The organism is Brevundimonas sp. (assembly GCF_003248455.1).
Lineage (GTDB): Bacteria > Pseudomonadota > Alphaproteobacteria > Caulobacterales > Caulobacteraceae > Brevundimonas.
Genome location: NZ_QFNM01000020.1, coordinates 1 through 26271 on the forward strand (window position 1 = coordinate 1; position 26271 = coordinate 26271).

Here is a 26271-nt window from a genome sequence, read left to right on the forward strand (position 1 = left end):
CCGCCGCCGCAAGGTCGCAGGCCTTACGAGCCCTCCGATGCGACGAGACGCGGCAAGAATACGCGCGTTTCGGAGGGAGGATGGATGATGGGGGAGATATTTCGACAAGCGGTTGGATTCGCGGGGAATGCACCAGACGCATTGTGATGGCTGGACGAGCCATCCTCTCAATCCGTCATCCTCGGCCTTGTGCCGAGGATCCATACGCTCGGTCTTAAGATTGGGGAACGGCGGCGGATACCGGGAGTATGGATCCTCGGCACAAGGCCGAGGATGACGAGCGGAGGGGCAGGTTCCTTTCGTCTCCCCCAAGATGTGGGGAAGAGACGGACGTTCAGAAAAGCACCGCCGGGTTCATGATGCGGTCGGGGTCGAGGGCGCGGCGGATGGCGGCCATGGTCTCGATCTCGATAGGGGATTTGTAGCGTTTGACCTCTTCGGTCTTGAGCCGGCCCAGGCCGTGCTCGGCCGAGATGGAGCCGTCGTAGCGAGCGACCACGTCGTGGACGACCTGGGAGCCTTCCTTCCAGCGGCCGATGAAGGCGGGGATGTCCTGACCGAGGCCGGGCAGGATGTCGTAGTGCAGATTGCCGTCGCCGACGTGGCCGAACACCGAAATGCGGGCGCCGGGGTGGAACCGTTCGACGGCGGCGGAAGCCTCGTCGATGAAGTCGGCGATACGGCTGATGGGCACCGAGACATCGTGCTTCCAGCCCCCGCCCTCGGGTTTCAGAGCCGCCGAATGCTCCTCGCGCAGGCGCCAGAAGGCGGCGCGCTGGGCGTCGTTCTGGGCGATGGCGGCGTCGGTGATCAGCCCCTCTTCGAAGGCGACCTCCAGCAGGGCCTGCATCTGGGCTTCAGCCCCGCCGGGCGCGCCCGAGGCGATCTCGATCAGGACGTACCAGTCGGGGGTCGTGTCCAGCGGTTCGCGGGTGTCGGGAATGTTTTTCAGCACCAGCTCCATGCCCAGGCGCTTCATCAGTTCGAAGGCTTCGACGCCGCCGCCGGTTTCGGCCTTGGCGCGGGCGAGCAGTTCGACCGAGGCGGCGGCGGTGTCCAGCGCCACGATCGCGACGGCGCGCGAGCGCATGATCGGAAACAGTTTCAGCGTGGCGGCGGTGACGACGCCCAATGTACCCTCGGCCCCGATCAGAAGCTGCTTCAGATCATAGCCGGTGTTGTCCTTTCTGAGTCGCTTCAGGCCATGGAAGACCTGGCCGTTCGGCAGGACGGCCTCTATGCCCAGCACCAGATCGCGCATCATGCCGTAGCGCAGCACCTGGGTGCCGCCGGCGTTTGTGGAGATGACGCCGCCGATGGTGGCGGACCCCTCGGCGGCCAGGCTGAGCGGGAAACAGCGGCCGGCCGCCGTCGCCGCCTGTTGCGCTTCCAACAGGGTCAGGCCGGCCTCGACCGTCATGGCGTCGTCCAGAGGGGTGACGTCGCGGACGGCCCGCATCTTCTTGAGGGACAGCAGGACTTCGCCAAACGGAATCTGACCGCCCACCAGGCCCGTGCCGCCGCCCTGGGGGGTGATGGCGACGCCTTCGCGGGCGCAGATGGAGACGGCGCGGGCGACCTCGGCCGTCGAGCGGGGGGTCAGAAGGAGCGGCGTGTTCCCGGACCACCGATTGCGCCACTCGGTCAGGAACGGCGCCACGACCTCGGGGTCCTGGGTCCAGCCGCCGTCGCCGAGGGCGGCCTTCAGGTCGTCGAGGACGGCGGGGGAGGGGGCGGTCGTGCTCATGGCCCCCTTGTGTCAGGCGTGGCGGCGCGTTGGAAGCCTTCAGACGTCCAGTTCTTCTTTCACGAACTGCGCATTTTCCTGGATGAACTGGAACCGAGCCTCGGCGCGCTTGCCCATCAGGCGTTCGACCAGGTCCTCGATGCTGGATTCGGCGTCGGGCACGGTGATGCGGGCCAGGGTGCGCTTCCTGGGGTCCATCGTGGTCTCCTTGAGCTGGGAGGCCATCATTTCGCCCAGGCCCTTGAAGCGGCCGATCTCGGTCTTCTTGCCCTTGAAGACGGTGGCCAGCAGTTCGTCGCGGTGGGCGTCGTCGCGGGCGTACTCGCTCAACGGGCCGGCCGAGATGCGATAGAGCGGCGGCAGGGCCATGAAGACGCGGCCCTGGCGGATGGTCTCGGGCATGACGCGATAGAAGAAGGTGATCAGCAGGGCCGCGATATGGGCGCCGTCCACGTCGGCGTCGGTCATGATGACGATCCGCTCGTAGCGCAGGTCGTCGATGTTGAACCGATTGCCCGGCTGGACGCCCAGGGCCAGGGCCAGGTCGGACAGTTCGACGTTCTGGCGCAGCTTGTCCGCCGTGGCGGAGGCGACGTTCAGGATCTTGCCGCGCAGGGGCAGGATGGCCTGGGTCGTGCGGTCGCGCGCCTGTTTGGCCGAGCCGCCGGCCGAATCGCCCTCGACGATGAACAGTTCGGTGCCCTCGGCGGCCTGGCGGGAGCAGTCCGACAGCTTGCCCGGCAGGCGCAGCTTGCGGGTGGCGGCGGCGCGCTGGACCTCCTTGTCCTTTCTGCGGCGCAGGCGGTCCTCGGCGCGGTCGATGACGAAGCCGAGCAGGGCGTTGGCCTGTTTGGGGCTTTCGGTCAGCCAGTGGTCCAGCGGGTCGCGGAGCAACTGTTCGACCAGACGCGCGCCCTCGGGCGAGGACAGGCGGTCCTTGGTCTGGCCCTGGAATTCGGGATTGCGGATGAAGACGCTGATCAGGGCGCCGGCGTTGGCGATGACGTCCTCGGCCGTGATGACGCTCGCGCGCTTTTCGTTGGTCAGTTCGCCGTAGGCCTTCAGGCCCTTGACCAGGGCGGCGCGGAAGCCCGCCTCGTGCGTGCCGCCGTCGGGGGTCGAGACGGTGTTGCAGTAGGACTGGATGAAGCCGTCGGCCTCGCCGAAACCGATGGGCGACCAGGCGACGGCCCATTCGAAGGCGCCTGCCTCGCCCTGACGCTCGGCGCGGCCGGCGAAGACGGGGGTGACGGTCTCCGACTGGCCGACGCGCTCGGCCAGGGCGTCGGCCAGACCGCCGGGGAAGTGCAGCAGGGCCTGGGCCGGGGTGGCGTCGACGATGCGTTCCGGCGCGCAGGTCCATTTGATCTCGACGCCGCGGAACAGATAGGCCTTGGAGCGGGCCATGCGGAACAGGCGGGCGGGCTTGAAGGCCGCGCCCATGCCGAAGATCTCTTCGTCCGGCTTGAAGCGGATCAGGGTGCCGCGCTTCCTGGACGGCTGGACCTGCTGGATGGGACCGAGGACGTGGCCGCGCGAGAACGACTGCTTCCACTCGAACCCGTCGCGCCAGACGGTGACGTCCAGATGCTCGGACAGGGCGTTGACGACCGAGACGCCGACCCCGTGCAGGCCGCCGGACGTCTCATAGGCCTTGCCCGAGAACTTGCCGCCCGAGTGGAGGACCGTCATCACCACCTCCAGCGCCGACTTGCCGGGATGTTTGGGATGCGGATCGACGGGGATGCCGCGCCCGTCGTCACGGACGGACAGATAGCCGTCCGCGTCCAGATCGACGGTGATCAGCTTGGCGTGGCGGGCCACGGCCTCGTCCATCGCATTGTCGAGGACTTCGGCGAACAGGTGGTGAAGGGCGCGTTCGTCGGTGCCGCCGATATACATGCCGGGGCGTTTGCGGACGGGCTCCAGCCCCTCCAGCACCTCGATCGACGAGGCGGAATAGCCGGTGGAGGCGGCCGTGGCCGCGGCGGCCTGGACGGGCTTGGGCTCCGGCACGACAGCGGGCGCGGCCTTCGCGGCCTTGGACGCGGTCTGGGGCGCAACCTGGGGCGGGATCGCCGCAGGACGCTTTGTCGGCTCGGGCTTGCGAGCTTCGGGTTCGTCGTCAAAAGCGAAGAGGTCGGCGGCCATTCACATAGTCTGAGGCGATTCGGGGCCGGTTCTGGTAGGCCCGCAAAGCCGGTCGGGCAAGCGGCGCGCGCGCAGGCGCCCGAACCGGGGCCGGATCGAAGGTCACGGCGCGCGCCGTTATGGCCAGCATCAGCACCCAGGGCAGGTTGGCGTGGGTCAGAAGCACGCTCTCGGACAGGCTGAGCGCGGTGAAGACGGCCAGATAGGCGATGCTCCAATAACCCTCGCGCGCGCCAAGCCCGTTCAGACGGGCGACGATCATGACGGCGGAGACGGCCATGAGAGCCCCCACGGAGACGGCGCCGGGCCAGCCCAGTTGGACCAGCAGGTCGATCCAGCCGTTGTGGGCGCTGGGCACCGGCCATTGGGTCTCGATGCGGATTTCGCGCGCAGGGATGGAGTCCACGCCCCAGAAGGCGCTGAAGCCATAGCCGGTCCAGGGCCGTTCGGCGACCTTGCGCATCAGGGCCTCCCAGATCAGGGTGCGGCCGGTCAGGGACGGATCCTTGCCCAGGGCTTCCAGGATGGCGGCGGAATCGGAGTTCCACAGCCAGGTCGCGCTGGCGACCGTGACGACGCCCAGCCAGACGCCGACGACGGTGACGACGGCGCCGCCCTGTTTCAGCGCCCACCATCCGCCGACCATGCCGACGCCCAGCATCCAGCACAGCAGCGAGGTCTTGGACTGGGTCGCCAGAACCAGGAGGGTCGTGAGCGCCAGGGCGACGAGGGCGGTCCAGAAGCCGCCCTTGCGGCCCGCGATATGGTCGGCGGCCAGGGTCGCGGCCGACGACACGGCGCCGACCACCATGACCAGGCCCATCTGGTTCTTCTCGTACCACAGACCGCGCCACAGGCCGGCGTTGTCGAACTGGTGCACCCCGACCTTGGGATAGGCGAAGACCATGACCAGGCTGCCGACCGCCATGACCAGGCCCGTATGCATCAGCAGACGCGGCAGGGCGGCGTTTCGGAACCCCGCGCCCAGATAGACGGCGAAGGCGCTGTTGATGGCCATGGCGATGACCCGCCGTTCGGTCACGCCCGGGTCGATGGACCAGTATTGGGAGGCGAAGGCCAGGCCGACCAGGCCGAACATCATCAGCCAGGCGGGCCAGGCGCGGATCACCCGGTCGAAACGAAAGACGATCAGCCCGGCGATCACGGCGTAGACCGGCAACCACATCAGGCGCAGCACCGGCGTCTCGGCCTGGTCGGGGGCGACGAGCGGTGCGATCAGGGCGCCGGTCAGCATGAAGACGACAAAGCCGGCCGCCCACTGCTCCCACAGCGGCGGCGAATCGTCCGAGGTCTGGACAGGCGAGGCGCGCACGGCCGGACAGTCGGCTCGCGCGCTTAAGGAACCGTGAGCGCGGCGGCGAAGGCGGCCAGGCCGTGTTCGAGGTCCGCGATCAGGTCGGCGGGGTCTTCCAGCCCGACGTGAAGGCGAATCAGTTCTCCCTCCAGCGCCGGCGGATGGGCGCGATAGGCCATTTGATGCGTCTCGCACGTGATCAGGCTTTCGAACCCGCCCCAGGAATAGCCCAGGCCGAACAGGGTCAGGGCGTCCAGAAAGGCTGCGCCCGCCGCCCCGTCGCCGCCCTTCATCACCACGCCCATCAGGGAGGCGGCGCCGGAGAAGTCGCGGGTCCAGAGATCATGGCCGGCGGCGCCGGGCAGGGGCGGGTAGAGGACCCGCGAGACTTCCGGCCGCCCTTGAAGCCATTCGGCCACGACCAGGGCCGAGCGCGCCTGTTCGGCGTAGCGCAGCGGCAGGGTGCGCAGACCCCGCAGGGCCAGCCAGGCGTCGTCGGGCGAGACGTGCCAGCCCAGGTCCTCGATCACGTCGCCGATGGCGCGGCGGCAGGCGGGATCGTCGACGGCGATGCTTCCCATCAGGACGTCCGAATGACCGCCGACATATTTGGTCACGGCCTGGACGCTGACGTCGACGCCGTGGGCGAGGGGGCGGTAGGCCAGCCCGGCCGCCCAGGTGTTGTCGACGACGGTCAGGACGCCGCGCGCGCGACAGGCCCGGGCCACCGCGGCGACATCGACCATTTCGAATGTCAGGGACGCGGGCGATTCCATCAGCACCAGCCGGGTGCGCCCGGTCAGGCCAGCGACCACGTCGGCCGCGCCGGCGTCGGCGGGCAGGAAGCGGGTCGTGACGCCGCGCGCGGCCTGGTAGCGGCTGAGGAACCGGCGCGTCGGGCCATAGACGGCGTCGGTCGTGATCACCTCGTCCCCCGGCCGCAGCAGGGCCAGCAGCGGCACGGTGACGGCCGCCAGGCCCGAAGGGACGAGAAAAGCCTCGGCCGCGCCTTCCAGATCGGCCAGGGCGTGACGGAGCGCACGCGCCGCGCTGGTTCCCGACAGGCCGTAGGTCGGGCCAGCCGCCTCGTCGCGCATGACGCCGGCCGTGTCGCTGAGCATTGTGGAGGCGCGTTCCAGCGGCGGATTGACCGGGCGGCGCCCCTGGCCCCGGCGCGTGGCGGAGGCGATCAGGCGGGTGCGGTCCGAATGCGTCGGCATGGGCGATCCATGGGTTGCGGTTCAGGGCCTAAAGGCCTCTAAAGCCTGCGGGGCGCAAGCGGCGAGGGACCAACGCGATGCGGTGCTGGATGATCGGGACGATGGCGCTGGCCGTGCTGGCGGCCGGTTGCGGACGCCAGGACGCGCCCCCGGCAACCGACGCGCGGCCCGAAGCCCCGGTCGCCACCGCCCCCGGCGCCCCGCCGGACAGCCCGACCCTGGCGGCGATCAAGCGACGCGGGCGGCTGAATTGCGGCGTGCATCAGGGGCTGGTCGGCTTCGCCTATACGGACAATCGCGGACAGTGGCGCGGCTTCGACGTGGACTTCTGCCGGGCGACGGCCGCCGCGGTCCTGGGGAACGGCGACGCGGTGCGTTTCGTGCCGTTGTCGGCGGCGGAGCGGTTTTCGGCCCTGAACGACGGGCGGATCGACGTGCTGTGGCGCAATTCCTCCTGGACCATGACCCGCGACGCGGGCGAGGGTTTGGTCTTCGCCGGGATCAACTATTACGACGGCCAGGGCTTTCTGGTGCGGCGCTCGCTCAATCTGAACAGCGCCACCGAACTGACAGGCGCGCGGGTCTGCGTGCAGTCCGGCTCGACCTCCCAGGCCAACGCCGTCGACTATTTCCGATCGCGCGGCATCGAATACCGGCCGGTCGTCTTCGACACCGAAGACGCGGCCCGGGACGCCTATAACCGCGAGGACTGCGACGCCTTCAGCGCGGACATCTCCGCCCTGGCGGCGGCGCGCACGGTGCTGACCAGTCCCAACGAACACGTGATCCTGTCCGACGTCGCTTCCAAGGAGCCGCTGGGCCCGGTGGTCCGGGCGGGCGACGAACGCTGGGCCTCGACCGTGCGCTGGACGCTGAACGCCCTGATGCTGGCCGAGGAGCTGGGCGTCGCGCGGGCGGAGGCGGACGACCTGGCCAAGACTTCGACGGACCCGCGCGTGCGGCGCCTGCTGGGGGCGGAAGGCGACTTCGGTCCCATGCTGGGCCTGTCCAGAACCTGGGCCAAGGACGCGGTCGCGGCGGTCGGAAACTATGGCGAGATTTTCGAGCGCAATCTGGGTTCGCAATCGGCGCTCGACCTGGAGCGCGGTTTGAACGCACAATGGAACGCGCGCCCGGCCGGCTTGATCTATGGGCTGCCGATCCGATAACCGCCGGACAGCATCGCATCCTGGGGGACAGATGACCGAGACGAAACGCGGCCTGGCGCTGCATTGGCTGATGCTGATCGGATTTTCCGTCGGCCTGGTCGGCGGGCTCGCCGTCAACCTGGTCCTGGGGGCCGATACGGCCTGGGTCGTCTGGCTGACGGACAATGTCACGGGGCCGATCGGTCAGATATTCCTGCGCCTGCTGTTCATGATGGTGGTCCCGCTGCTGTTCTCGGCCCTGGTGGTCGGGGTGGCGGAGATGGGCGACCTCAGCGCTCTTGGCCGCGCGGGGATCAAGACCCTGCTTCTGACCATACTGGTGTCCAGCATCGCCGTGGTGATCGGCCTGGTGATGGTCAACGTCTTCCAGCCCGGTCGCGGGGTCGATCCGGCGGTGGCGCAGCAGTTGCTGGCCCAGGGCAAGGACGGCGCGGCGGGCATCGTCCAGAGCGGACGCGACACCAACATCCAACTGGGCGACTTCTTCCTGGATCTGGTGCCTTCCAATGCGGTGACGGCGGCGGCGGAGAACGCCATCCTGCCGCTGATGGTCTTCGCCCTGTTCTTCGGAATCGGCCTGGTCATGGCCAAGAGTCCGGCGACGGATCGCCTGCAGGACGTGATCCAGGGGGTGTTCGAGGTCTCGATGACCCTGATCAACCTGTTCATCAAACTGGCGCCGCTGGCCATCGCCTGCCTGATGTTCAACCTGGCGGCCCTGTTCGGATGGGACCTGCTGGTCCGGCTGGCGGCCTTCGTCGGCGTGGCCGTCGGGGCGATGGCGATCCATATGTTCGTGGTCTATCCGCTGGTGATCTGGCTGTTGGGCGGACGCTCGCCCATCGCCTTCTTCAAGGGCGTTCGCGAGCCGATGGTGGTGGCCTTCTCGACCGCCTCGTCCAACGCCTCCCTGCCCGTGTCGCTGAAGGCGGCCGAGGAGCAGTTGAAGCTGCCGCGCAAGATCGCCCGCTTCGTCCTGACCGTCGGGGCGACCGCCAACCAGAACGGCACGGCCCTGTTCGAGGGGGTGACGGTGCTGTTCCTGGCCCAGTTCTTCGGCGTCGACCTGTCGATCAGCCAGCAGGTGATCGTGATGCTGGTCTGCATCCTGGGCGGGGTGGGCACGGCGGGCGTGCCGGCGGGCTCCCTGCCGGTCGTGGCCATGATCCTGGTGATGGTGAAGGTGCCGCCCGAAGGCATCGGCCTGATCCTGGGCGTCGACCGCTTCCTGGACATGTGCCGCACCACCCTGAACGTCACCGGCGACCTGGTGCTGGCGACCGTGGTGTCGCGCGGCGAGGACGACGCGCCGGAAGAGCCGGGCGAACCCGCGCCGGTCGCCGCGAAGGCCTGAGGCTGGGGATCAGTCGGTCTGGACGGGCGTGTCCTCGCGCGCGCCCCATTCCGACCAGGAACCGTCATAGAGCCGCGACGGCCGGCCCAGTTCGGCCAGGCCCAGCGTCAGCATGGCGGCGGTGACGCCCGAGCCGCAGGTGGTGATGACGGGCCGGTCCAGGTCCAACCCGATGCCGGCGAACGCCTGGGCCAGGGCCGCGCCGCGCTTCATCGTTCCGTCAGGATTCAAAAGCTGGCCGTAGGGCAGGTTCAGCGCGCCCGGCATATGGCCGGAGCGGACGCCGGGGCGAGGTTCGGGCGCCAGCCCCTCGAACCGGGCGGCGCCGCGGGCGTCGACGATCTGAACGCCCTGTCCGACGGCGGCGCGAACGTCGCTCAGCTCGGCCACGGCGCCGGGGACGGGATCGACCTGGAAGCTCGCGGAACGAGGCGTCGCGGCGCCCCGTTCGAGCGGACGCCCCTGCGACCGCCACAGAGGCAGGCCGCCGTCCAGCACGCGCACGTCGCGCGCGCCCATCGTCCTGAACATCCACCAGACCCTGGCCGCAGAGAACAGGCCGGCGGTGTCATAGACCACGATCTGGTCGGCCGCCGCGACGCCCAGGGCGCCGGCCGCCGCGGCGAACGCCGCCGGCGACGGCATCATGTGGGGCAGGGGGCTGGCGGCGTTCGACACCGCGTCCAGGTCGAAGAAGACCGCCCCCGGAACATGCGCCTGTTCGAAATCGGCGCGGCCGTCGCGGCCGTCCAGGCTCCAGCTGCCGTCGATGATCCGCAGGTTCGGCCGGCCCAGCCGGGCGGCGAGGTCTTCGGCCGAGATCAGGAAGCTCATGGGCGCGCCTTCATGTTCGGGAAAAACGCCGTCGGATGACATCGGTGCGGACCCTTTCGCCGTCGACCAGGGCGTCGTGGAGGACGACGATCCGCATGGCCGGACTTTCGGCCTGCGGGCCGGTGCGGTCAATCGCGATCGCTTTGGTCATCGCGGCGCCCCGAGACGATCTTCAGAGCCTCCAGCGCGCGGGCGCGGGCCTTGTCGTGCTGGACGACCGGATAGGGATAGTCGCGGCCCAGGCGCACGCCCGCCTCGCCCAGCACCTCGTCCGGGGCGGTCCAGGGCGCATGCAGCCAGCGGTCGGGCACGCGCGCCAGTTCGGGAACCCAACGCCGCACATAGCCGCCCTTCGGGTCGAACTTCTCGCCCTGGGCGACCGGATTGAAGATGCGGAAATAGGGCGAGGCGTCGGCGCCCGAACCGGCGATCCACTGCCAGTTCTGCACATTGCTGGCCAGGTCGGCGTCGACCAGCGTGTCCCAGAACCAGGCCTCGCCTTCGCGCCAGTCGATCAGAAGATGTTTGACCAGGAAGGAGGCGGCGATCATCCGCACGCGATTGTGCATCCAGCCCGTGGCCCACAGCTGTCGCATGCCCGCGTCCACCAGCGGATAGCCCGTCCGGCCGTTTTTCCAGGCCTGGAGCGCCCTCGGATCGTCGCGCCACGGCATGGAGTCGTATTCGGGGCGGAAGGCGCGATCGACGATGTAGGGAAACTGGTGCAGCAGATGGGCCGAGAACTCGCGCCAACCGATCTCGGCGACGAACTTTTCGGCCTCGGCGGACGAGACCTTGCCCGCCGCAGCGCCCTGGCGAGCGCGTTCGATGGCGCGCCACGGGCTGATCTCGCCCCAGTGCAGATGCGGGGACAGACGGCTGGAAGCGGGACGGTCGGGAAAGTCCCGGTCCCGCGCATAGGTCGCCAGTCCATTGGCGAGGAAGTTCGACAGCGCCCGTGCCGCGCCCGCTTCGCCCGGCGTCCAGTCGAATGCACCCGACCAGTCGGGGGACGTCGGATGCAGGCGCCAATCGTTCAGATCGTCGCTGTCCACCCCGGTCGGCGTCGAGATGCGCCCGGGCCCGGCCGCGGGGGGCGGAGGCTGGCTCTTGGAAAGCAGGGTCTTAAGAAAGGGCGTGAAGACTTTGTAAGGGCTGCCCGATCCGTTCATCACGGCGCCCGGACGGCGCATGAGGGCGGCGTTGAAGCCGTGGCACTCGACGCCATCCGCCTTCAGCGCATGGGCGATCTCCGCGTCATGTTCGAAGGCGTTCGGCTCGAACAGTCTGTTCATATAGACCGCCTCGGCGCCGGTTTCGGCGATCAGGCCCTGGATTACGGGCAGAGAAGCGCCGCGGCGCAGGATCAGGCGCGATCCGCGATCCTGCAACGCGCCGTCGAGGGCGCGCAGCGACTTGTCCAGCCACCACCTCGACGCCGCGCCGACGGGTCGGTCATAGCGGTCGTCCAGGATGAACACCGGCAGGATCGGCCGTCCCGTTTCGTGGGCCTGAGTCAGGGCCGGGTTGTCCCGAAGCCGCAGGTCGCGGCGGAACCAGAGGATGACGGGCTTATTGGCCAAGCGGGAGAACTCCGTGATAAGTTGCGCCGATCGCCGAAGAGCGCCACCTGATGGCCTCATGCTTGCGGCAGGACCGCACGCCAGACCCAGTTTAATGCAGAAAGCCGTACCTGTGAGCCGACCCAACGCTGTCATTACGTTGTCCGAAGGTCTTCGGACGCCTGTCGTCATCGGCGGCGGCGCGCGAATCGCCTTCATCGCCGGACCGTGCCAGATGGAAAGCCGCCAGCACGCGCTGGAAACCGCCCATGCGCTGAAGGAGATCGGCGAGCGGCTGAACGCGGGCGTCATCTACAAGACCAGCTTCGACAAGGCCAACCGCACCAGCGCCAATGCGGCGCGCGGCATCGGCCTGAAGGACGCCCTGCCGATCTTCGCCGAAGTCCGCGAAGTCACCGGCCTGCCGACACTGACCGACGTCCATTCCGAGGCCCAGTGCGGTCCGGTGGGCGAGGTGGTCGACGTGCTGCAGATCCCGGCCTTCCTCAGCCGCCAGACCGACCTGCTGCTGGCCGCCGCCGCGACCGGCAAGGCCATCAACATCAAGAAGGGCCAGTTCCTGGCCCCCTGGGACATGAAGAACGTCGTCGCCAAGGTGGTCGGCGCCGGCAATCCGAACGTGATGGCCTGCGAGCGGGGGGCCAGCTTCGGCTACAACACCCTGGTCAGCGACATGCGCGCCCTGCCGGTGCTGCGCGAGATCGGTTGTCCGGTCGTGTTCGACGCGACCCACAGCGTTCAGCAGCCGGGCGGGCAGGGCACGTCCTCGGGCGGCCAGCGCGAGTTCGTACCGGTGCTGGCCCGCGCCGCCGTCTCGGTGGGCGTGGACGCCGTCTTCATCGAGACCCATCCCGATCCCGATCATGCGCCGTCGGACGGCCCCAACATGGTGCCGCTGGACCAGTTCGAAGCCCTGGCCGCGCAATTGATCGCCTTCGACGACCTGGCCATCAGGCTGGGCGCCAAGGCGCCGGTGGCGCAGGCGGCGTGAATCCTCTAGGGCGGGCGAATGTCTGACACCCTGGACCTGGGCGCCCTGCAGAGCCTGCTGGAGCGTGTGCGCGGCCTGAAGATCGCCTGCGTCGGCGACCTGATGCTGGATCGCTACGTCTATGGCGAGGTCAGCCGGATTTCGCCCGAGGCGCCGATCCCGGTGCTGCGCGCCGCCCGCACCGTTGCCATGCCCGGCGGCGTGGGCAATGTGGCGCGCAACATCGCGGCCCTGGGCGGGACCGCCCGGCTGGGCGCCGTCGTCGGGGACGATGCGGCGGGGGCGGAGCTGACGGCCCTCATCGCCGCCGAGCCGGGGATCGAGGACCTGCTGGCCCGGCCCGCCGGCGCCGCGACCATCGTCAAGACGCGCTTCGTCTCGGCGGGGCAGCAACTGCTTCGGCTGGACGATGAGGCTGCGGCGGTCGAAATCGAGATTTCAGACGCTTTCACGGGAGCTTCCGCCTATCTTTTGTCAGATTACGCGAAGGGCGTGGTCGGGGACGCCTTGATTGCGGAGGCCCTGAATGCGGCCAGGGCGTCCGGCGCGCCGGTGGTGGTCGATCCCAAGGGACGCGATTTCGCGCGTTACGGCGCGGTGGACGTCATCAAGCCGAACGCCTCGGAACTGGCGGGGGCCACCGGCCTGCCGGTCGGCACGGACGCCGAGGTCGAGGCGGCGCTGGAAGCCCTGCTGGCCGCCACGACCGCCCAGGCCGTCGTCGTCACCCGCGCCGGCAAGGGCATGAGCCTGGCGCGGCGCGGCGCGGCGGCGAAGCATTTCCCAGGCCGCGCGCGGGAGGTGTTCGACGTGTCGGGGGCCGGCGACACCGGCCTGGCCGCCATCGGTTTGGCGCTTGGGGCGGGGGCGTCGCTGGAGACGGCGGTGCAGTTCGCCATCCTGGCTTCGGGCGTCGTGGTCGGCAAGGCGGGGACGGCCGTCGTCACGCCCGCCGAACTGATCGAGGCCGAAGTCAGCCGGCACGCCAGCGCGGCCGTCGCCAAGGTGACGCCGCTGGACGACCTGGCCGCCGAGGTCGAGGCCTGGCGGCGCCAGGGGCTGAAGGTCGGCTTCACCAACGGCTGTTTCGACATCCTGCACCGGGGGCACGTCGCCTATCTGGCGCAGGCGCGCAGCTGGTGCGACCGGCTGGTCGTGGCGCTGAACACCGACGCTTCGGTGCGGCGATTGAAGGGCGAAGGCCGGCCGGTCAACGACCTGGACAGCCGGGCCGTGGTGATCGGCGGTCTGGCCAGCGTGGATCGCGTGACCAGTTTCGACGATCCGACGCCGCTGGCCCTGATCGAACGGCTTCGGCCCGACGTGCTGATCAAGGGATCGGACTACAGCCGCGAAGGCGTGGTCGGCGGCGACCTGGTGGAAAGCTGGGGCGGGGAGGTGAGGCTGGCGGACTTCAAGGACGGCTTCTCCACCACGCGAACCATCGAGAAGATGGTCCGTGCTGAATCCGCGGCGACAGGACAAGGATGATGACGCCCAGAATGATCGTGGTGACGGGCGGGGCCGGCTTCATCGGCTCCAACATCGTGGCGCGGCTGACGGCCGAGACGGCCCATGACGTGGTGGTCTGCGATCGGTTGGGGACCGCCGACCTGGCCAAATGGAAGAACCTGGCCAAACATCCCATCGCCGATTTCTGGTCGCCCGAGGCGTTGTTCGAGCAGCTGGAACGCCATGCCGAACGGGTCGAGGCCGTGGTCCACATGGGCGCCGTTTCCTCGACGACCGAGCCGGACGCCGACCTGATCCTGCGGACCAACTTCACCCTCTCGCGCGACCTGTGGGACTGGTGCGCGATCCGCGATGCGCGGATGATCTACGCCTCGTCGGCGGCGACCTATGGCGATGGGGAGACAGGGTTCGACGACGATGACGATGCTAAGTCCCTGTCTCGGCTTCGACCGCTAAACGCCTATGGTTATTCGAAGATGTTGTTCGATCAGTATGCCGTTCGACAGTCGGATCGGGGCCAGGCGCCGCGTCAGTGGGCGGGCCTGAAGTTCTTCAACGTCTATGGACCGAACGAGGGCCACAAGGGCGTGATGAAGTCGGTCGTGGCCCAGATATGGCCCAAGGTGCAGGCTGGCGAGACCGTGACCCTGTTCCGCTCGCACAATCCGAACTACGCCGACGGCGGGCAGATGCGCGACTTCGTCTATGTCGACGACGTGGTCGACATCGTCGAATTCCTGTTGCAGTCGCCCCAGGTGTCAGGGGTGTTCAACGCCGGGTCGGGGCAGGCGCGTTCGTTCGCGGACCTGGCCCGGGCCACCTTCGCCGCCGCCGGCAAGGAACCGTCCATCGACTATGTCGACACGCCGGTCTCGATCCGCGACCGCTATCAGTATTTCACCCAGGCGCGCATGGACCGCATCCGCGCCGCCGGCTTCCAGGGGCAGTCCACGCCGCTGGAAGAGGGCGTGCGCCGCTATGTCCAGAACTTCCTGTCCACGGCGGATCCGTACCGCTGATGCGCCGGCTGACCTTCAGACAGTGGGTCGGCTATGCGGGGTTCGCCGTCGTCCTTGTCGTGACCGTCGCCGTCGCCGTCTGGAGCGGCGATATACTGCGGGCCGGCCTGGACCCCCAGGTTCCGTTCCAGACCTATGAGCCTCCGCCTGCCCCAGACTATCGCTCCGCCTCCTCATGGGCGTTGCAGGACGACGGCCGGTCGGACCAGGCGGCGGTCTTTTTCGTCATGCCGACGACCTTCGACGGCGGTTCGGGCTGGAACGGGGCGATAGACGACGCGCGGGCCAACGCCTATATGCGCCGCGTCGTCCTGCCCAACTACGCCTCGCCGTTCGCGCGCGAGGCCAAGGTCAGCGCGCCGCTGTATAGGCAGGCCAGCCTCTACACCCGCCTGACCCTGCGCGACGACGCGCGCGAGGCCCGGGCCTTCGCCTATGAAGACGTGAAGCGGGCCTTCGATCTGTGGCTGGCGAACCATCCGACAGGTCCCATCGTCATCGCCGGGGTCGAGCAGGGCGGCGAACTGGCCGCACGCCTGGTGCGCGAGGAATTGCAGGCGCATCCCGCGCTGAAGTCGCGGCTGGCGGCCGCCTATCTTATCGAGACCCTGATCAGCCCGGAAATGTTCGATCGGCGGATCGCCCCGTGCGACGCGCCCGATCAGACCGGGTGTCTCGTGGCCTGGATGTCGGTGCGGAACGGCGACGAATCGGCCGCGCGACGGGCGCTTCGTCGCGCGCTGGAGTGGAACGGTCGGGGCGAACTGGTGGAGTTGAAAACGGCGCCGATCTGCGTCAATCCCGTCACGGGCGCGATCGGCCAGCCCCGCGCCGAGGCCCGCCAACACAGCGGGGCGACCAACGCCACGGGCCTGGAATGGGGGGCGCGGCCGGCCTTGACCGGGCGTCTGGTCTCGACCGAATGCCGCGGCGGCCTGCTGTGGCACAGCGCGCCGGACGCCGACTTCCTGACCGCCGGGGGAAGCTGGGCGGATCGGCGCAAGATCGTGCCCTACAACCTGTTCTACGGCGACATCGAACGCGACGTGGCGACCCGGGTCGCCGCCTGGCGCCGCAAAGCGGCGTCCGAGCCGAGACCGCCGGTTTCTGTGGCGCCGCTCGCGCGCAGCGGGTAGGTTCGACGCCTCAGGGAGGGTTTTCATGGACGTGACCACCATATTCGCCGGCGTCGTGCTGCTGCTCGCCATCGTGCTCTTGATCAGCGTGATCAAGATCGTGCCGCAAGGGCGCGAATTCACGGTCGAACGGTTCGGAAAATACACCAAGACCCTAAGCCCCGGCATCGGCTTCCTGACCCCGTTCGTCGAGCGCATCGGACGCCGCATGAACATGATGGAGCAGGTGCTGGACGTCCCGACCCAGGAAGTCATCACCAAGGACAACGCCATGGTGCGGGTGGACGGCATCGTCTTCATCCAGGTGATGGACGCGGCGCGCGCCGCCTATCGGGTCGACGATCTGACCTACGCCATCGCCCAGCTGTGCATGACCAATCTGCGGACCGTAGTCGGGTCCATGGAGCTGGACGAGGTGCTGAGCCAGCGCGACAGCATCAACACCCGCCTGCTGCACGTCATCGACGCGGCGACCGAGCCCTGGGGCGTCAAGGTCAACCGGATCGAGATCAAGGATCTGACCCCCCCGACCGACATCACCAACGCCATGGCCCGCCAGATGAAGGCCGAGCGCGAACGCCGCGCCGTCATCACCGAAGCCGACGGCGAGAAGTCCGCCGCCATCGCCCGCGCCGAGGGCGCCAAACAGGCCGCCATTCTGGAAGCCGAAGGCCGCAAGGAAGCCGCCTTCCGCGACGCCGAGGCCCGCGAGCGCGAGGCCGAGGCCGAGGCCCGCGCCACCGCCATGGTGTCCGAGGCCATCGCGCGCGGCGACGTGAACGCCATCAACTATTTCGTCGCCCAGAAATATGTCGAAGCCTTCGCCGAACTGGCGCGCAGCCCGCAGCAGCGCACCGTCATCGTGCCGACGGAGATGAGCGCCCTGGTCGGCACCATCGCCGGCATCGGCGAAATGGTCGGGCTGGCCAAGGAGCAGAACGGGGCGGCGACCCCGCCCGCCCGGCCTGCGCCGCCGCGTCGTCCGGCGACGGGCGGCGTCCCGCCCTCGGCCTGATCCAAAGAAGGAGGCTGATCCATGACCGCGCTCGTCGATCTCTACGCCGCCCAGCCGTTCTGGATCTGGCTGGCCGTGGGCGTGCTGTTGCTGGCGGTCGAGGCGATGTTCTCGACCGAATGGCTGTTGTGGCCCGCCGTTTCGGCAGGGGTCGTGGCCGTAATGACGGCCGCGGGGGTGCGGCTGGGCCTGCCCGGCGAGGTGGCGGTCTTCGCCCTGCTGACCGTGATCTCCACCCTGCTGTCGCGCCGGCTGATCGCCAAGGCCAATCCCGAGGGACCCGACATCAACGACCGCGACAGCCGCCTGGTCGGCCAGAGAGCCAGGGTGGTGGAGGCCTTCGTCGGCGGACGGGGGCGGGTTTTCGTCTCCGGCGCCGAATGGCCGGCCGAGATCGAGGGCGAGGCGCCGGGCGAGGGGCAGGACGTGGTGGTCAAGCGCGTCGACGGCTCGCGCCTGACGGTCCAGGCCGCCGTCTGAACCGCCAACCGTCGAGGGCGTTGGCCTGAGATGACCAGCCAGAATGTCGCCGCCGACGGCCTGCCCACGCCCCGCCGCTATTGGGCGATCGTCTCGATCGGCCTGGGCATCACCCTGGCCGTGTTGGACGGGGCCATCGCCAACGTCGCCCTGCCGTCCATCGCTCAGGACCTGCAGGCGTCGGCGGCGGCCTCCATCTGGATCGTCAACGCCTATCAGATCGCCATCGTCGTCGCCCTGTTGCCGCTGGCGTCGCTGGGCGAAATCGTGGGCTATCGCCGCGTATCCCAAGTTGGCCTGGCGGTCTTCACACTGGCGTCCCTGGCCTGCGCACTGTCCGATTCGATCCTGACGCTGAGTCTGGCCAGGGTGCTGCAAGGCTTCGGCGCGGCCGGGATCATGAGCGTGAACGGCGCCCTGGTGCGCTTCACCTATCCGCAGCGGCTGCTGGGCCGCGCGGTGGGAATCAACGCGGTGATCGTGTCCATGGCCGCCGCCGCCGGCCCGACCATCGCCAGCGCGATCCTGAGCGTCGGCGAATGGCGCTGGCTGTTCGCCCTGAACATTCCGCTGGGGGTGCTGGCCGTGTCGATGGCGGGGTTCACCCTGCCGCACAATCCGTTGCAGAAACGGCGTCTGAACATCGTCGGCGCCCTGTTGAGCGCTGCGGCCTTCGGCTTCGTGATCACCGGGATGCAGGCGCTGGCGCATGGAGAGGCCCCCGTCTTCGGCTTCGGCCTGACGGGATTGGGGCTGGCGGCTGGGGTTCTGCTGGTTCGGCACGAACGGCCCAGCCGAACGCCGCTGATCCCGCTGGACCTGTTGGCGCGGCCGATGTTCGCCCTGTCGGTGGCCACTTCCATCATCTCCTTCACCGCCCAGATGATGGCGTTCGTCGCGCTGCCGTTCTTCCTGCAGGGGCCGTTGGGGCTGAACGCGGTCCAGACGGGGCTGCTGATGACGCCCTGGCCCCTGGCGACCATGTTTGCGGCGCCGCTGGCCGGCTATCTGTCGGATCGTTATTCCGCCGGAGTGCTGGGGGCGATCGGGCTGACGCTGTTCGCCTGCGGCCTGATGGCCCTGAGCCTGCTGAACGCCGAATCCTCGCATTTCGACATCGTCTGGCGCATGGCCGTGTGCGGCGCGGGCTTCGGCTTTTTCCAATCGCCCAACAATCGCGCCATGCTGTCCGAAGCGCCGCGCGAGCGGGCCGGGGCGGCGGGCGGCAGCTTGGGCACGGCGCGGGTGCTGGGCCAGTCGATGGGCGCGGTCGTGGTCGCCTTCCTGCTGTCCGCCGCGCCCGTGACCGGCGTGCGGCACGGATTCCAGATCGCCGCCATCGCCGCTCTGTTCGGCGCGGTGATGAGCGGGGCGCGCATCCGCCGCCGTCCATCCGAGCCGGACAAGGAGGTCGAGGCGGTCTAGCGCGCCTTGAGATCGGCGACCCCGCGATTCGCCAGCTGGTCGGCGCGCTCGTTCAATTCGTGGCCGGCGTGACCCTTGACCCAGCGCCATTTGACGTCGTGCCGGGCGCGGGCGGCGTCGAGCCTTTGCCACAGGTCGGCGTTCTTCACCGGCTTCTTGTCCGCCGTGAGCCAGCCGCGCGCCTTCCAGCCGCGCATCCATTCGGTGATGCCCTGCATGACGTATTTGCTGTCGGTGTGCAGTTCGACCCGGCAGGGACGTTTCAGGGCCTCCAGCGCCATGATGGCGGCCATCAGCTCCATCCGGTTGTTGGTGGTGTTGGCCTCGCCGCCCCAAAGTTCCTTTTCGTGGCCGCCGCCTGTTTGAAGCACGGCGCCCCAGCCGCCCGGGCCGGGATTGCCCTTGCAGGCCCCGTCGGTATGGATGATGACGTGATCGGAGGGACTCATGGTCGCGCAGGCCTACAGCCTCCCTTGGCGGGACGCCATGACTGCGCCTATATGCGGGTCGAATAAGAGTGGATGGGATCGGATGACCGATCCCCGCGAGGAGAATACGCCATGGGCTCCATGAGCATCTGGCACTGGGCCATCGTCATCGTCGTGGTCGCCCTGCTGTTCGGCGGCCGCGGCAAGCTGTCCAGCATCATGGGCGACGCCGCCAAGGGCATCCGCGCCTTCAAGGACGGCTTGAAGGACGACGACAAGAAGGACGGGCCGCACGGCGGCGTCAGTTCCCTGCCGCGCACCGATGCGGAAAAGGAAGAGCTGAAGCGCTAGCCGTCGTCTGTAAGGGCTGACGCATGGGCGGGCTCGGCCCCGGAGTCGGGGGTTTCGAATTAGTGGTGATCGGCCTGGTGGCCCTGCTTGTCGTGGGGCCAAAGGATTTGCCGATCCTGATGCGTCGCGTCGGTCAGATGGTGGCCAAGGCCCGCGCCATGGCCAATGAGTTTCGCACCAGTTTCGACGAAATGGCGCGCCAGTCCGAACTGGACGACCTGCGCAAGGAGGTCGAAGCGCTGCGAACGGGGCAGGCGGCGATGTATCCGCTCGGCGCCGAGGCGGATGCGGCCTTCAAGGACATCAACGCCGGGTTGACCGCGCCGGCCGCCTCGACGGCTGCGCCTTCATCTGCGCCCGAGGTTGCGGCCGCGACGCCCGCAGTCGACGAATGGCCCGATACGGGCGCCGCGCCGACCGTCGGACCTGCCGCGCCCGCGACCAGGCCCACGAAGGCCAAGGCCAAGCCGGCCGGTTCCGCCAAGGTCAAGGCGGCCGGGGCGGCTCAGGCCAAGGCCGTTCCCTCGAAAACGCCCAAGACGCCCAAGACGACCCCGGCGGGCGCCGCCACGCCCAAGGTCGCGCGCAAGAAGGCTGCCGACCTTTGACCCTGTCCGATCGTGACGAAGCCGAGATCGAGGCGTCGCGCGCGCCGTTGATGGATCATCTGATCGAACTGCGCCGGCGGCTGCTGATCTGCGTCATCGCCTTCGCGGTCGGTTTCATTGGCTGTTTCGCCTTTTCCGAGCCGATCTATCTGTTCCTGGTCAAGCCGTTCGTGGCGGCGCAGGCCTTCTATTCCTCGGTCGGCCCCCACGGGCACGTCTCGCCCCTGGACCTGATCCTCGGCACGGCGGGGCTGAAGGCGCTGCCGCACGTCAATGGCCATACGGTCAACCTGATCTATACGGCGCCGCTGGAAATCCTGTTCACCAAGATGAAGCTGGCCGGGTTCGGCGCGGTCTTCGTCGCGTTTCCGGTGCTGGCCTGGCAGCTTTATCGCTTCGTCGCGCCGGGGCTTTACCGCAACGAGCGGGGCGCCTTCCTGCCGTTCCTGGTGGCGGCGCCGGTGCTGTTCCTGCTGGGAGCGGCGCTGGTCTATTTCGTCATGCTGCCGTTCGTGATGTGGTTCTCGCTGAGCCAGCAGATCGTGGGCGACGGGGTGGCGGCCAATCTGCTGCCCAAGGTGTCGGACTATCTGAACCTGGTGACGGCGCTGCTGCTGGCCTTCGGCCTGTGCTTCCAACTGCCGGTCGTGATGACCCTGCTGGGGATGGCGGGGCTGATCAATTCCAAGCTGATGTCTTCGGGCCGTCGATACGCCATCGTCGCGGTCGTGGTGGTCGCCGCCGTCGTGACCCCGCCCGACCCGATCAGCCAGCTGATGCTGGCCGTGCCCATGGTTCTGCTCTACGAGGTGTCCATCTGGTGCGTGCGGCTGATCGAATTGCGCCGCAGGAAGGCCGACGAACTGGAGGCCGAGATCGCCTGACCCCTGGCCGGTCGGGACGGCTGAAAGCCTCATGTTCAGACATGGAAAAAGGGCCGGAGGATCGCTCCTCCGGCCCTTCGCCGTTCAGCCCGATCCGAAGATCAGCAGCTGTAGTACATGTCGAACTCGACCGGGTGCGGATGCAGTTGCAGGCGCATCACCTCTTCCATCTTCAGGTCGATGTAGCTGTCGATGAAGTCGTCATCCATGACGCCGCCCTTCTTGAGGAAGGCGCGGTCCTTGTCCAGGTTGTCGAGCGCTTCCTTCAGCGAGCCGGAGACCTCGGGGATCGAGCCGCGCTCTTCCGGCGGCAGATCGTAGAGGTTCTTGTCGGCGGGCGCGCCCGGATCGATGCGGTTTTCGATGCCGTCCAGACCGGCCATCAGCAGGGCCACGAAGGTCAGATAGGGGTTGCCCATCGGGTCGGGGAAGCGGGCCTCCAGGCGCTTGGCCTTGGGCGACGAGACGTGCGGGATGCGGATCGAGGCCGAGCGGTTTCGGGCCGAATAGGCCAGTTTCACAGGGGCTTCGTAACCGGGCACCAGACGCTTGTAGGAGTTGGTCGTCGAGTTGGAGAAGGCGTTGATGGCCTTGGCGTGCTTGATGATGCCGCCGATGTACCACAGGCATTCCTGCGACAGGCCGGCGTACTGGTCGCCGGCGAACTGGGGCTTGCCGTCCTTCCAGATCGACATGTGGACGTGCATGCCCGAACCGTTGTCGGCGAACATGGGTTTGGCCATGAAGGTCGCCGACTTGCCATAGGCGTGGGCCACGTTGTGGATCACATACTTATAGAGCTGAAGCCGGTCGGCCATGGTCAGCAGGTCCGAGAACTTCAGGCCCAGTTCGTGCTGGGCCGGCGCCACCTCGTGGTGATGCTTCTCGGGCTGCAGGCCCAGGTCGCGCATGACGCCCAGCATCTCGCCGCGCAGATCCTGGCCGGAATCGACCGGATTGACCGGGAAATAGCCGCCCTTGGGTCCGGGGCGGTGGCCCAGATTGCCCTCGGCGTATTCGGCGCCGGTGTTGACCGGCAGTTCGACCGAATCGTAGCTGTAGCCCGTGTCGTGCGGCTGGGTGGACCAGCGCACGTCGTCGAAGATGAAGAACTCGGCTTCCGGCCCGAAGAAGACCTGGTCGCCCACGCCCGAAGACTGGACGTAGGACAGCGCCTTCTTGGCCATCGAGCGGCTGTCGCGATTGTAGGGCTCGCCCGTGTCGGGGTTCAGCACGTCGCAGAACAGGAACATCGTGGTCTGCTGGTAGAAGGGGTCGATATAGGCCGTGGTCAGGTCCGGCTTCAGCAGCATGTCGGACTCGTTGATGGCCTTCCAGCCGGCGATGGAGGAGCCGTCGAACATCGTGCCTTCGGTCAGGAAGTCCTCGTCGACCAAGTCGACGTCGAAGGTGACGTGTTGCAGCTTACCGCGCGTGTCGGTGAAGCGAACGTCCACATACTGGACGTCCTTTTCCTTGATCTCCTTGAGGATCTTGCTGGCGCTCATTCTCGGAAGTCCTGTTTCTTGTCGTTTGGGGAGGAGACCGGACCGCGACCCGAGGGCCGAGGCCGGGAGGGGTTGGTCGAAGTCAGACGGCCTGCGCGCCCGTTTCGCCGGTTCGGATGCGGATCACCTCGGCGACGTCGGAGACGAAGATCTTGCCGTCGCCGATCTTGCCCGTGCGGGCCGAGGTCTGAATGGCCTCGACCACCGCGGGCGCGAGATCGTCGGCGACCACGACCTCGATCTTGATCTTGGGCAGAAAGTCGATGACGTATTCGGCGCCGCGATACAGTTCGGAATGACCCTTCTGGCGGCCGTATCCCTTGGCCTCCAGCACAGTCATGCCCTGCACGCCCACGTCCTGGAGCGCTTCCTTGACGTCATCCAGCTTGAAAGGCTTGATGATGGCTTCGATCTTCTTCATGGCGACCCCGGAGCGGCGCACGAAATGCAGCGGCGCTCGGGCCTGAATGGGACACACCAAGGGCGCTCAAAGCAAGCGGTTTTCGCAGAAAAGCCACGGATAATCGGAAGGCGGACAATGCAGATCAACGACCCGGCGCTGTGGCGCAGTTTTCTGCCCTGGCCGAGCGCCGAGACGCACAAACATTCTCGCGGGCGTCTGGCGGTGGTGTCGGGCAGGGCGCACCACACGGGCGCGGCGCGTCTGTCGGCGCGGGCGGGATTGCGGATGGGGGCGGGCGTGGTGCGGATTTTGTGCCCGCCCGACGCGGCTGCGGTGATCGCCCCGGCCGTCCAGGCGATCATGCTGACGCCCTTCGCTTCGGCCGAGGCGCTGGGGCGCGAGGTCGTCGGCTCGGACGCGGTCGTCGTCGGTCCGGCGGCGGGCGCCGACGAGGCGACCGTGGCCAATATCCAGGCCCTGGCGCTGAGCGGCGCGGTCCTGGTGATCGACGCCGACGGCCTGACCGCGTTCAAGGGGCGGACGGCCGATCTGATCGGACTGCTGGACCGCGACGACATCCTGACCCCGCACGAGGGCGAGTTCGAGCGCCTGTTTCCCGGTCTGCTTGAACAGGGCCGGGAAGCGGCGGCGGCCGAGGCGGCGCGCCAGACCCAGGCGGTGATCGTGCTGAAGGGGTCCGAAACCCTGGTCGCGGCGCCGGACGGCCGAATCCGGCGCAATCCCAACGGTTCGCCCTGGCTGGCCACCGCCGGCAGCGGCGACGTGCTGGCGGGGATGATCGGCGGCCTGGCCGCCCAGAGGATGGACAGTTTCGAGGCCGCCAGCGCGGCGGTGTGGATTCACAGCGATGCGGCGGAACGGTTCGGGCCGGGCCTGGTCGCCGACGATCTGAGCGAAATCCTGCCCCGCGCCCTGGCGGCGCTGCGCTAGATTCGCGTGTAGATGAAGCGCGGGATGTGGAACCTGCGCATGTTCATGACCATGCCCGCCACCGCGCCGCCCGCAGCTTCGACCCGTTCGATCAGATTGGCGGCGACGGCCGTGCGCGTCTCCTCCGCCTCGATCACCATCAGCGACAGGTCGGTCAGGGGCGCCAGCAGCAGCGCCGCCGAGGATCGTTGCAGCGACGGCGTATCGACGATGACGACCGGAAACCGCGCCTTGACGCCGTCGACGAAGCTGCGCCAGCGCGCCTCGGAGATGTTCGACCCTGTGCGCGTCATCGGCGTGGTGACATAGAGGTTGCTGTCCTCGACGCGCAGGACATAGGGATTGTCGGGAATGTTGGTCAGCCGCCCGCCCAGGGCGTGGATAGCCATGGCGACGCTGGCGTCGGCCAGCGGTTCGGCGTCGATCAGCAGCGTCTCGATCCCCGACCGGAAGGCCGAGGCCATGGCCAGATCCAACGCAATGCTGGTGACGCCCACGCCGTCCTCCGGTCCGATCACGGCCAGGGCCGCATGGGCGGCCGCGGTTTCGCGCAATCGGCGCAGGATCAGCGCCGCCTGGTCGGCCGTGAGCCGCGAGGTCAGCGGCCGCCAGCGGGGCAGGGGATCGTCGTCCTCCTCGCCCAGGGGGACGGTGGCCAGGACCGGGGCGCGCAGCCGCACCTCCGCATCGCGCGGGGTCAGCATGACGGGCGATGCGGCGGCGGAGACGATGACGACCGCCAGCGCCGCCAGCGTTCCGACGGCCAGGCCGGCCGCCAGGATCAGCAATCGGCCAGTGCGGGCCTTGGTCGGCGGCTGTGCGGCCTCGATCACGCGGACATTGGCGTTGGCGCCGGCGATGGAGCTTTGCAGCCGAGAATCCTCGGCGTTTTCGGCGACGCTGCGATAGGCGGTTTCGGTCAGGGTGCGCTGGCGCGTCAGTTCGCGGTAGCGCGGTCCGATCTCGACAAGGCCGGCCAGACGGGCGCGCACGGCGCCGAGCGCGTCGGCCAGCTGGGCGCGGCCGGACTGAAGGCCCGCCAGCTCGCCCCGAGTCGTGGCCAGCTGGGTCTCGATCTGCTGGGTCACGGGGTTGGGGCCGCTGCGCACCAGGGCTGTCTGAGATGGCGGCGCGGCGGCGATCTGGGCTTCCAGGTCCGCGATCTGGCGATCCAGTTCGACGACGAGGGGATAGCCGTCCGCGTAGCGGGCGGCGGCGACGCGGCGACGTTCGCGCAACAGCATAAGATTGTCGGTCAGGGCCGTGACCTGCTGCGAGCGGGTGTCGTCGGTGTTCAGGGCGATGACCGCCGCCGAGTCGCGGAGTTGCTGCGCCAGACGGTTCGCCCGCGCCGCGGCGGTGGCGATCAACTGGTCCTGGGCGGCCAACTGGGCGGTCAGGGTGGTCTGCTGGGACTGCACGCCCTGGATTTCCTGGTCGTAGTCGCCGATGGCGTAGCGGTTGGACAGGTCCGCGATCTGGGCCTCGGTGGCGGCCAGTTGATCGGACAGGCCGCGCTGCTGGTCGGTGACGGCGGCGCTGTCGGCGCGCTGGAAGATTTCGCGGCGGCTGGCGATGTAGTTCTGGACCAGGCGATTGACGAAGTCGGCCGCGACCCGAGGATCGCGATGGCGCAGCCGCACCTCGATGGTGTTGGACTGGGGGACGTTCTCGATGGCCAGGTCGCGGCCCAGTTGCTCCAGCGCCGCGTTCATGCCCGCCGGCCCCGACCGCGCCTTCGGATAGACCCGCGTCAGGCCGATGTCGGTCAGAGTCTTCTCTCGGATTTCGCGCGAGCCGAGTATCTCCATCTCGGCATGGACGATCTGGGCGCGATCGAAGGTCTGGGGATTGCCGCTGGCGTCCTCGCCCACGGCGCGACGGAAGACATAGTCGTCCCCCAGCAGGATCAGGAGGCGCGACTGGGCGGTGTAGACGGGCTGGGCCAGGGTCGCGGCGGCCAGCGCCAGCAGCACCGGGATCAGGAAGGCGATCAGCGCCTTGCGCCAATGATAGAAGGCCGGCGTCGCCAGCTCGCGTATCGTGATCGCCGACCCCGTCTTCGAGGGGCGCTGGTCTTCGGCGAGTTTCAGCGTCTGGTCGGTCAATACGCGGCTCTGAGCAGGACGATCCCGCCGAGTGGGGGCGAGGCTGCCGGTCAGCCCGCCCCATAAAGCCCTGAGTCGGAGCCGGGACGCCAGTCCGGCCTTGGCATTGTCGGTGAAA

23 protein-coding genes are annotated in these 26271 nt (G+C 68.4%); 13 read left to right on the forward strand and 10 right to left on the reverse strand.

Annotated elements, in window-relative coordinates:
• Nucleotides 1–334: 334 nt before the first annotated feature.
• From DI624_RS08740 to metC, 4 genes are read right to left on the reverse strand one after another with little or no spacing between them, the layout of a single operon-like run.
• Nucleotides 335–1747 carry an FAD-binding oxidoreductase gene (locus DI624_RS08740; RefSeq protein ID WP_291537387.1) on the reverse strand — a complete coding sequence of 471 codons (1413 nt, stop codon included), beginning with the start codon at nucleotides 1745–1747 and terminating at the stop codon, nucleotides 335–337.
• Nucleotides 1748–1786: 39 nt separating this feature from the next.
• Nucleotides 1787–3898 (reverse strand): DNA topoisomerase IV subunit B, encoded by a 2112-nt coding sequence (gene parE / locus DI624_RS08745; protein ID WP_291537388.1) that lies wholly within the window; start codon nucleotides 3896–3898, stop codon nucleotides 1787–1789.
• Nucleotides 3873–5231 (reverse strand): O-antigen ligase, encoded by a 1359-nt coding sequence (locus DI624_RS08750; protein ID WP_291537389.1) that lies wholly within the window; start codon nucleotides 5229–5231, stop codon nucleotides 3873–3875. The genes parE and DI624_RS08750 overlap by 26 nt, the downstream gene beginning before the upstream one ends.
• A gap of 23 nt (nucleotides 5232–5254) precedes the next feature.
• Nucleotides 5255–6433 (reverse strand): cystathionine beta-lyase, encoded by a 1179-nt coding sequence (gene metC, locus DI624_RS08755; protein WP_291537390.1) that lies wholly within the window; start codon nucleotides 6431–6433, stop codon nucleotides 5255–5257.
• Nucleotides 6434–6522: 89 nt separating this feature from the next.
• Here metC and DI624_RS08760 point away from each other — a divergent pair, with 89 nt between their 5' ends.
• Nucleotides 6523–7602 carry an amino acid ABC transporter substrate-binding protein gene (locus DI624_RS08760; protein WP_291537391.1) on the forward strand — a complete coding sequence of 360 codons (1080 nt, stop codon included), beginning with the start codon at nucleotides 6523–6525 and terminating at the stop codon, nucleotides 7600–7602.
• A 31-nt stretch (nucleotides 7603–7633) separates the two neighbouring features.
• The gene (locus DI624_RS08765) at nucleotides 7634–8956 is read left to right on the forward strand and encodes a dicarboxylate/amino acid:cation symporter (protein ID WP_291537392.1); all 1323 of its coding nucleotides are present in this window, start codon (nucleotides 7634–7636) and stop codon (nucleotides 8954–8956) included.
• 9 nt (nucleotides 8957–8965) lie between these two features.
• Here DI624_RS08765 and sseA read toward each other — a convergent pair whose 3' ends face one another.
• Together sseA and DI624_RS08775 are read right to left on the reverse strand one after the other, a co-directional pair.
• Nucleotides 8966–9790 carry a 3-mercaptopyruvate sulfurtransferase gene (gene sseA, locus DI624_RS08770; protein ID WP_291537393.1) on the reverse strand — a complete coding sequence of 275 codons (825 nt, stop codon included), beginning with the start codon at nucleotides 9788–9790 and terminating at the stop codon, nucleotides 8966–8968.
• Between the two features lie 128 nt (nucleotides 9791–9918).
• Nucleotides 9919–11373, reverse strand: coding sequence for a deoxyribodipyrimidine photo-lyase (locus tag DI624_RS08775; RefSeq protein ID WP_291537394.1), 1455 nt, complete (start codon nucleotides 11371–11373; stop codon nucleotides 9919–9921).
• Between the two features lie 94 nt (nucleotides 11374–11467).
• Here DI624_RS08775 and kdsA point away from each other — a divergent pair, with 94 nt between their 5' ends.
• Genes kdsA through DI624_RS08810 form a run of 7 tightly spaced genes read left to right on the forward strand, consistent with a single transcriptional unit; the run spans nucleotide 11468 to nucleotide 18912 of the window.
• Nucleotides 11468–12364, forward strand: coding sequence for a 3-deoxy-8-phosphooctulonate synthase (gene kdsA, locus DI624_RS08780; RefSeq protein ID WP_291537395.1), 897 nt, complete (start codon nucleotides 11468–11470; stop codon nucleotides 12362–12364).
• Between the two features lie 18 nt (nucleotides 12365–12382).
• A complete protein-coding gene (gene rfaE2 / locus DI624_RS08785; RefSeq protein ID WP_291537396.1) occupies nucleotides 12383–13855 on the forward strand; it encodes a D-glycero-beta-D-manno-heptose 1-phosphate adenylyltransferase in 1473 nt (490 codons plus the stop codon).
• Nucleotides 13855–14856, forward strand: a complete 1002-nt coding sequence (rfaD, locus tag DI624_RS08790) for an ADP-glyceromanno-heptose 6-epimerase (protein WP_291537498.1) — start codon at nucleotides 13855–13857, stop codon at nucleotides 14854–14856. Before rfaE2 ends, rfaD begins: the two co-directional genes overlap by 1 nt.
• Nucleotides 14856–15992 (forward strand): DUF3089 domain-containing protein, encoded by a 1137-nt coding sequence (locus DI624_RS08795; protein ID WP_291537397.1) that lies wholly within the window; start codon nucleotides 14856–14858, stop codon nucleotides 15990–15992. The genes rfaD and DI624_RS08795 overlap by 1 nt, the downstream gene beginning before the upstream one ends.
• A gap of 25 nt (nucleotides 15993–16017) precedes the next feature.
• On the forward strand, nucleotides 16018–17007 hold the full coding sequence (locus DI624_RS08800) for an SPFH domain-containing protein (RefSeq protein WP_291537398.1): 990 nt from the start codon (nucleotides 16018–16020) through the stop codon (nucleotides 17005–17007).
• A 21-nt stretch (nucleotides 17008–17028) separates the two neighbouring features.
• Complete coding sequence (locus tag DI624_RS08805; protein ID WP_291537399.1) at nucleotides 17029–17487, forward strand: NfeD family protein; 459 nt, start codon at nucleotides 17029–17031, stop codon at nucleotides 17485–17487.
• A gap of 30 nt (nucleotides 17488–17517) precedes the next feature.
• Nucleotides 17518–18912 carry an MFS transporter gene (locus DI624_RS08810; protein ID WP_291537400.1) on the forward strand — a complete coding sequence of 465 codons (1395 nt, stop codon included), beginning with the start codon at nucleotides 17518–17520 and terminating at the stop codon, nucleotides 18910–18912.
• Here the strand turns inward: DI624_RS08810 and rnhA are convergent.
• Nucleotides 18909–19361: a ribonuclease HI gene (gene rnhA / locus DI624_RS08815; protein ID WP_291537401.1), complete on the reverse strand. Its 453-nt coding sequence runs from the start codon at nucleotides 19359–19361 to the stop codon at nucleotides 18909–18911. The two genes, DI624_RS08810 and rnhA, sit on opposite strands and share 4 nt — an antisense overlap.
• 111 nt (nucleotides 19362–19472) lie before the next feature.
• On the opposite strand from rnhA, the gene DI624_RS08820 reads away from it, so the two are divergent.
• From DI624_RS08820 to tatC, 3 genes are read left to right on the forward strand one after another with little or no spacing between them, the layout of a single operon-like run.
• On the forward strand, nucleotides 19473–19691 hold the full coding sequence (locus tag DI624_RS08820; protein WP_291537402.1) for a twin-arginine translocase TatA/TatE family subunit: 219 nt from the start codon (nucleotides 19473–19475) through the stop codon (nucleotides 19689–19691).
• Between the two features lie 23 nt (nucleotides 19692–19714).
• Nucleotides 19715–20299 (forward strand): Sec-independent protein translocase protein TatB, encoded by a 585-nt coding sequence (tatB, locus tag DI624_RS16130; protein ID WP_314187604.1) that lies wholly within the window; start codon nucleotides 19715–19717, stop codon nucleotides 20297–20299.
• Entirely contained in the window at nucleotides 20296–21183 is an 888-nt protein-coding gene (gene tatC / locus DI624_RS08830) for a twin-arginine translocase subunit TatC (protein ID WP_291537403.1), read from the forward strand. Before tatB ends, tatC begins: the two co-directional genes overlap by 4 nt.
• A 101-nt stretch (nucleotides 21184–21284) precedes the next feature.
• On the opposite strand, the gene glnA is transcribed toward tatC, so the two are convergent.
• Nucleotides 21285–22691, reverse strand: coding sequence for a type I glutamate--ammonia ligase (gene glnA / locus DI624_RS08835; protein ID WP_291537405.1), 1407 nt, complete (start codon nucleotides 22689–22691; stop codon nucleotides 21285–21287).
• Between the two features lie 82 nt (nucleotides 22692–22773).
• The gene (locus tag DI624_RS08840; RefSeq protein ID WP_008261682.1) at nucleotides 22774–23112 is read right to left on the reverse strand and encodes a P-II family nitrogen regulator; all 339 of its coding nucleotides are present in this window, start codon (nucleotides 23110–23112) and stop codon (nucleotides 22774–22776) included.
• A 117-nt stretch (nucleotides 23113–23229) separates the two neighbouring features.
• Between DI624_RS08840 and DI624_RS08845 the strand changes: the two genes are divergently transcribed.
• On the forward strand, nucleotides 23230–24045 hold the full coding sequence (locus DI624_RS08845; RefSeq protein ID WP_291537414.1) for an NAD(P)H-hydrate dehydratase: 816 nt from the start codon (nucleotides 23230–23232) through the stop codon (nucleotides 24043–24045).
• Here DI624_RS08845 and DI624_RS08850 read toward each other — a convergent pair.
• A complete protein-coding gene (locus tag DI624_RS08850) occupies nucleotides 24042–26153 on the reverse strand; it encodes a hypothetical protein (RefSeq protein WP_291537415.1) in 2112 nt (703 codons plus the stop codon). The genes DI624_RS08845 and DI624_RS08850 overlap by 4 nt on opposite strands.
• Between the last annotated feature and the right edge of the window lie 118 nt (nucleotides 26154–26271).